This window comes from Mesorhizobium sp. M7D.F.Ca.US.004.03.1.1 (assembly GCF_003998635.1).
GTDB classification, from domain to species: domain Bacteria; phylum Pseudomonadota; class Alphaproteobacteria; order Rhizobiales; family Rhizobiaceae; genus Mesorhizobium; species Mesorhizobium loti.
This window is the reverse complement of sequence record NZ_RZQG01001657.1, coordinates 1-602: the sequence shown is the minus strand read 5'-3', so window position 1 is coordinate 602 and position 602 is coordinate 1. Positions and strand designations below refer to the sequence as shown.

2 protein-coding genes are annotated in these 602 nt (G+C 59.3%); both read left to right on the top strand.

Annotated features, from left to right (window positions below; all coding sequences use genetic code 11):
- On the top strand, positions 1-115 hold a 115-nt coding region (locus tag EN935_RS39325), incomplete at its 5' end, for a transporter substrate-binding domain-containing protein (RefSeq protein WP_127374419.1).
- A gap of 31 nt (positions 116-146) precedes the next feature.
- On the top strand, positions 147-602 hold a 456-nt coding region (locus tag EN935_RS39320; RefSeq protein WP_164771895.1), incomplete at its 3' end, for a DUF2848 family protein.

Sequence of the window (602 nt, the reverse complement as noted above, 5' to 3'; positions counted from 1 at the left end):
GGGTAACGACAAGCTGCGCGACAGACTGAACACCGCGATCGACGACATTCGCGCCAACGGCACCTATGGCAAGATCAACGCCAAGTACTTTTCGTTTGACATCTACGGCAACTGAAACCGCAGACACTGAAGGGCAGGGTGCGGACATGTCAGGCAAGCTCCACTTTGACTGCGAAAGTCGCCCGCTGACTGTCCGCATCGCCACCTTACTGCTGGCCGGTTTCGCGGGCCGAGACGTCGCAGCAACGGAGCGTCACATCGCAGACATGGAGAAGGTCGGCGTGCCGCGCCCGGCTCGCTTTCCGGCAATCTACCCCGTCATCCCAGCGCTTCTGAGCCAGGCGGACCGGCATGAAGTGTATGGGACCGATACAACTCCGGAGGTGGAGTTTGTCTTATTTGGCCACGAAGGAGAGGTGTTCGTAACTGTCGGCAACGATCAGTGCGACACCGCGGTGGAAGCTGCCGGGATGGCTGAAAAAAGTAAGAACCTTTGCCAGAAAGTCGTGGCGCGGCATGCCTGGCCGTTAAGCAGCGTGAAGGACCACTGGGATCGGCTGGTGCTTGGCATGGAAATCGACCGCCGGCAGGTAGTCGATGAG